Source organism: Sphingomonas caeni, from assembly GCF_026013415.1.
GTDB classification, from domain to species: domain Bacteria; phylum Pseudomonadota; class Alphaproteobacteria; order Sphingomonadales; family Sphingomonadaceae; genus Sphingomonas; species Sphingomonas caeni.
On record NZ_JAPDOK010000019.1, the window covers coordinates 1 to 4,927 of the forward strand.

The following is a 4,927-nucleotide window of genomic DNA, read 5'->3' on the forward strand; positions in this document are numbered from 1 at the left end:
GGGCCGTTATGCCCCGCAAAGCACCGCGCATTGGGATAGGCGCCCTTGTTGCGCAATATGTCGATGAACACACGGTATCGACCCTCGGCATGAAGCCGGTCGATCGCCGAACTGAAGACAGCTTCGTAATTCACCCTGGACGGCCCACCTCGTTACAGGCCGCCGGTCTAGGTCCGCCGATTTTCGGCTCCTATTGTGGATATTCCCTATGGGCGCGACCGGGAGCACGGGGGTGAGTGCTACGGGAATCACCGCATTGGCTGTCGTCGCCGCATGGCTACAAACGGCGCGGTGACGCTCCTTCTTCAGCTCGCCATCGCAACCGCAATCGTCATCGGCACCGTCGCGCTTCACCTTCTGGGCCTGGCGATGCTGCTCCGGCTGTTGCGCCATCACCGGACCCACGCGCCCGAGCGCGGGGCGTTGGCCCACGAACTGACGGGCATCGTCGGCGCCGCGTTCGGGCTTTTCATCCTCCATGCGTTCGAAATCTGGAGCTATGCTGCGCTTTACCTCGGGATCGGCGTGCTTCGCACGCTCGAGGAGGCGCTCTATTTCTCGACCTCCACCTATGCGACCATCGGCTATGGCGACATCGTCCTGCCGCCCGACTGGCGCGTGCTCGGCGCCATCGAGGGAATCAACGGCGTGATCCTGCTGGGTTGGTCGACCGCGTTCTTCGTCGCCGTCGTCGGCAGGCTCAGATTGCTCGAGATCGAAGCCCAGGGGGGCTGAAGGCTCAGGCTGCCGCCATGCCGAGATTGAGCAGCGTATCGAGCCATTTCTCGCGGGTCTCCGCGTCGCCTTCGACATTGCCGATCAGCGTGTGCTCGACGGGCTTGATCCCCACGAATTTGAGGATGTTGCGCTCGAAGCTCTTCACGCTGTGGGCGGCGAAATAGAAGCGGTAGAAAAAGGCCGGCATCCCCATCGTGACGACGAGGCGCGCCGAACGCCCCTTGAGCATCGGCTTGGGCATCGTTCCCGGCGAGAGGGCGAAGCCCGGTCGTGCGACCTGCTCGAGAAACGCCTTGAGCAGCGCCGGCACGTCGCCCAGCCAGAGCGGATAGAAGAACAGGATATGCTCCGCCCAGCGGATGGCTTCCTGCGCGGAAAGGATTGCCGGCCCCGGCGTCCCGTCGGTCCAATCCGCGCGCGAGCGCAGGAAGGGGATGTCCATCGTGGCGAGTTCGAGCCGGCGGACCTGGTGGCCGCCCAGCCCCGCTCCCTTGGCATAGGCATCGGCCAGCGCATGAACGAGACGGCCGCGATCCGGGTCGGGATGGCCATCGATGATCAGGATTTTCTTGCTCATGCGGCCAGCTTGCGAGGCAGCCGGCCCGATCGGAATAGGGAGTTCTCCTAGGTCCTGTCGGCGCCCATGCCCGCCGCGAAGGCGATGCGGAGCGCATCCGACAGGCTGCGCGCGCCCAGCTTGGTCATGACGTTCGAGCGATGGACCTCGACCGTGCGGGCCGAGATGCCGAGATCATAGGCGATGGTCTTGTTGGGCAGGCCCTGCGCAAGCCCATCGAGCACCTCGCGTTCGCGGGCGCTCAGTGCGCCGAGCGCGACATGCGCCTCTTCGGCCCGCACGCTGGCGTCGCTGCTCGCGTCCAGCCGCTCGAACGCGGCCTCGATGGCGGTCATCAGCACCGCCTTGTCGATCGGCTTCTCGATGAAATCGACCGCGCCATTCTTCATCGCGCGCACCGCGATCGATATGTCGCCATGGCCGGTGAGGACGATGACCGGCATCATCACCCCCATCTCGCGCAGCTTCTGCTGGACTTCGAGCCCGTCCATCTCGGGCATGCGCACGTCGAGCAGGATGCAGCCGGTCTCGGCATGGCGGACCGCCTTCAGAAACTCGACCCCCGTCGCCCAGGTCTCGACCGCGAAGCCCGAGGTCTTGAGCATGAAGCTCGCGGCGCGGCGAATGGCGTCCTCGTCATCGATGACGTGGATCAATCTTGTCTGGCTCATTCCGGCGACTCCGGTTCGACATGGGGCAGGGTGAAATGAAAGCAGGTGCCGCCGCCATCGCGGGGCTCCATCCAGATGCGGCCGCCATTCGCCTCGACGATCGTGCGGGAAATCGACAGGCCGAGGCCCATGCCGCTGCTCTTGGTCGTGTTGAAGGCGTCGAACAAATTGGCGGCGATTTCGGGGGCGACGCCGCGGCCCGTATCGGCGACGCTGACGCGCACGAAGCCGCCTGCGTCCATCCTGCTCGAGACGGTCAGATCGCGCACGTCGCACCCCGTCATCGCATCGACGGCGTTACGGATCAGATTGATCAGCACCTGCTGGGTCTGGACCTTGTCGACCAGCACGGGCGTCGCTTGGGGATCTAGCGCGAAGGTCACCGCAATGCCCTTCTCGCGGGCGCCGATCAGGGCGAGCTTGGCCGCCTCGCCGATCAGTTCGGGCAGGTCGGTCACGCGCTTGTCCACCTCGCCGCGGGCCACGAACTCGCGGAGCCGCTGGACGATATGCCCGGCCCGCATGGCTTCGCTCTCCGCGTCCGCAAGCGCTTCGAGGATGACCGGCAGATTTTCCGGCTTGGGATCCTGCATCAGGTTGCGGAGGCCCTGCATGTAATAGGCGACGGCGGTGATCGGCTGGTTCAGCTCGTGCGCCAGCGTCGATGCCATGGTGCCCATCGCGCTGACGCGCGCGACATGGATAAGGTCGGCGCGGAGCGCTTCGATATGCTCCTCGGCCGCCTGCTTTTCGGAAAGGTCGCGGATGAAGCCGGTGAAGATGCGCTCGCCGTCGGTCAGTGCCTCTCCGACCGCGAGTTCCATGGGAAAGGTCGTCCCGTCGCGGCGCTGGCCGACCACGACGCGGCCCAGCCCGATGATCCGCCGCTCGCCGGTCGTCAGGTAACGCTCGAGATAGGCGTCGTGGCGCTCGCGGTCGGGGGACGGCATCAGGATGCTGACATTCTTCCCGCGGATCTCCGCCTCCTCGAAGCCGAACATGCGCTCCGCGGCCGAACTGAACGAGAGGATGTTGCCGCCGCTGTCGATGACGATCATCGCGTCGGGCACTGTCGCCAGGATCGAGCGGAACTGCGTCGCGCTTGCGCTGAGCTGGCGTTCGCGGGCGCGCTGCTCGGTGACGTCGCGGATCACCTTGCCATAGCCGCGAAGCGCGCCGGAGGGATCGTGCAATGCCGTGATCGAGACGTGTGCGAGGAACTCCGAGCCATCCTTTCGGACGCGCCAATCTTCCTCCTCGAGCTTCCCCTCGATGCGCGCGCGTTCGAGGTCCCGCTCCGGCTTGCCGGCCGCGCGCGCTGCCTCGGGGTAGAAGACCGACGCGTGCCGTCCGACGATTTCCTGCTCGGTCCAGCCTTTCAGGCGTTCCGCGCCCTTGTTCCAGATCGCGATCCGGCCTTCGGGGTCCAGCATGTAGATTGCATAGTCGGTCGCGCCATCGATCAGGAGATTCAGTTCCTCCGCAAGCTGGTCGGCATGCGCGGCCCGTCGTTCGGCGTCGAGTTCAGTGGACACGGCGGTCGCATATCATATTTGCGTGCAGCACGCATATGGCCGCGGTCCGCGTCGGTGACATCAGGCAGCGGCCGCCCGGCCAAGGGCCCCCAGCAACGCCTCTTGCCGCAGCGGCTTCTCCATGACCGCCGCATAGCCGACGGCCTCGGCTGCCTGCCGCAGTTCGTCCGATGGAAAGGCGGTGACCAGAACGGCGCCTCCGGACCAGCCTCGCGCGCGGAGGCCCCGAAGCAGCTCTACGCCGTCGCTTTCGGGCAACATGAAGTCGGCCACGAGATATTTCGCCTCGATCGCGATCGGATCGGCAAGCGCCGCCGCCGACGACGCGAACGAGCGGACCCGATAGCCGCTTCCCGAAAGCAGGAGCTGGAGCGAACGGCGCACCGCATCGTCATCCTCGACCAGGAGGAGGATCGGGCGCAATTCTTCGTTCGCCCCCGTCGCGTGTTGAGGTTTCATCCGGCCAGGGCTCGCGCATATGTGGGAACGGTCTTCGCCGGGTTCATGTCAGGCGGCCAAGCAGCAGTGAGGTCGTGAACTCCAGCGCCACGATCGCGCCGAACGCGCGTGCGCCGACAACGAAGCGGGGATGCCGAAGCGCTGACGAGAGGCCGTCGATTTTCCGGGATGCAACAGGGGTCATCATCGCCTCCGAGGTGAGCGTCGGCGGCAGTTTGGCGCACCCGGAGCGGGGGCGACATTGTGATAATTACGGACTCCCCCTTCGTAACCTTCCGTAGTGCGAACGCCGGCCCGATCCGCGAGTTTGCCTTCCCGACACGGAGGAAGCGATGGCTGTGCGCTCGCAGAAGAAATCCGTCACCCAGCAATGCGCCATCTGGCTGCTGATGACGGCGCTTGCATCCTTCACCCTGTGGTTCGCTTACGCGACGTTGAGCGATCTGTGGGTGCTGATCATCATCTGGGCGAGCGGCTAAGGCTCAGCCGCTGACGGGCGCCCCCCGGGGCAATGATCCGCTACGGTGAATCCACAATATTGGCGATCGGCGGCGCTCCATAGCTTCCGGATCGTTCCAATCAATGGAGGCGACGATGAAGAATATTCTGGCGCTGATGCACGACGATGTCGGCCAGGAAGCCCGGTTCCAGGTCGCGCTTGACCTGACCCGCGCGCTCGATGGCCATCTCACCTGCCTCGACGTCGCGATCATGCCCGAGGTGGTGGCGGACTATGCCACGCTCGGCGGCGGCGCGCTGCTGATCGGCGACGAGCGGGCGAACGAGTCGGCAAATCGGGCGCGGATGGACGCGCGGCTCAGGATCGAAGGCGTGCCGTACAGCTGGATCGAGACCACCGGCTTCGCGAGTCCGGCCGTCCGCGACGCGGCGGGGCTCGCCGATGTCATCGTGCTCAACCGCGACATCGAGCACGCCTATCCCGACAT

At 65.6% G+C, this 4,927-nt stretch carries 7 protein-coding genes and 2 pseudogenes; 3 read left to right on the plus strand and 6 right to left on the minus strand.

Features of this window, described 5'->3' with window-relative positions; genetic code table 11:
• A pseudogene (locus OF829_RS20500) lies at nt 1-134 on the minus strand (5-aminolevulinate synthase); the annotation flags it as partial.
• Nucleotides 135-291: 157 nt separating this feature from the next.
• On the opposite strand from OF829_RS20500, the gene OF829_RS20505 reads away from it, so the two are divergent.
• The gene (locus OF829_RS20505) at nt 292-735 is read left to right on the plus strand and encodes a potassium channel family protein (RefSeq protein ID WP_264942073.1); all 444 of its coding nucleotides are present in this window, start codon (nt 292-294) and stop codon (nt 733-735) included.
• A 4-nt stretch (nt 736-739) separates the two neighbouring features.
• Here OF829_RS20505 and OF829_RS20510 read toward each other — a convergent pair whose 3' ends face one another.
• The 5 genes from OF829_RS20510 to OF829_RS20530 form a co-directional block, all read right to left on the minus strand.
• Nucleotides 740-1,315 (minus strand): NAD(P)H-dependent oxidoreductase, encoded by a 576-nt coding sequence (locus OF829_RS20510; protein WP_264942074.1) that lies wholly within the window; start codon nt 1,313-1,315, stop codon nt 740-742.
• 47 nt (nt 1,316-1,362) lie between these two features.
• The gene (locus OF829_RS20515) at nt 1,363-1,986 is read right to left on the minus strand and encodes a response regulator transcription factor (RefSeq protein ID WP_264942075.1); all 624 of its coding nucleotides are present in this window, start codon (nt 1,984-1,986) and stop codon (nt 1,363-1,365) included.
• Entirely contained in the window at nt 1,983-3,521 is a 1,539-nt protein-coding gene (locus OF829_RS20520) for a PAS domain-containing sensor histidine kinase (protein WP_264942076.1), read from the minus strand. The genes OF829_RS20515 and OF829_RS20520 overlap by 4 nt, the downstream gene beginning before the upstream one ends.
• A gap of 60 nt (nt 3,522-3,581) precedes the next feature.
• A complete protein-coding gene (locus OF829_RS20525; RefSeq protein ID WP_264942077.1) occupies nt 3,582-3,944 on the minus strand; it encodes a response regulator in 363 nt (120 codons plus the stop codon).
• Nucleotides 3,945-4,023: 79 nt separating this feature from the next.
• Entirely contained in the window at nt 4,024-4,164 is a 141-nt protein-coding gene (locus tag OF829_RS20530; protein ID WP_264942078.1) for a hypothetical protein, read from the minus strand.
• 148 nt (nt 4,165-4,312) lie between these two features.
• Here OF829_RS20530 and OF829_RS20535 point away from each other — a divergent pair, with 148 nt between their 5' ends.
• Both OF829_RS20535 and OF829_RS20540 read left to right on the plus strand, forming a co-directional pair.
• Nucleotides 4,313-4,459: a hypothetical protein gene (locus OF829_RS20535; protein WP_264942079.1), complete on the plus strand. Its 147-nt coding sequence runs from the start codon at nt 4,313-4,315 to the stop codon at nt 4,457-4,459.
• Nucleotides 4,460-4,574: 115 nt separating this feature from the next.
• A pseudogene (locus tag OF829_RS20540) lies at nt 4,575-4,927 on the plus strand (universal stress protein); the annotation flags it as partial.

Bases quoted from the DNA above. Each gene is read 5' to 3' on its own strand.
- OF829_RS20510 (WP_264942074.1), bottom strand. From the start codon at position 1,315: ATGAGCAAGAAAATCCTGATCATCGATGGCCATCCCGACCCGGATCGC.
- OF829_RS20515 (WP_264942075.1), bottom strand. From the start codon at position 1,986: ATGAGCCAGACAAGATTGATCCACGTCATCGATGACGAGGACGCCATT.
- OF829_RS20530 (WP_264942078.1), bottom strand. From the start codon at position 4,164: ATGACCCCTGTTGCATCCCGGAAAATCGACGGCCTCTCGTCAGCGCTT.
- OF829_RS20535 (WP_264942079.1), top strand. From the start codon at position 4,313: ATGGCTGTGCGCTCGCAGAAGAAATCCGTCACCCAGCAATGCGCCATC.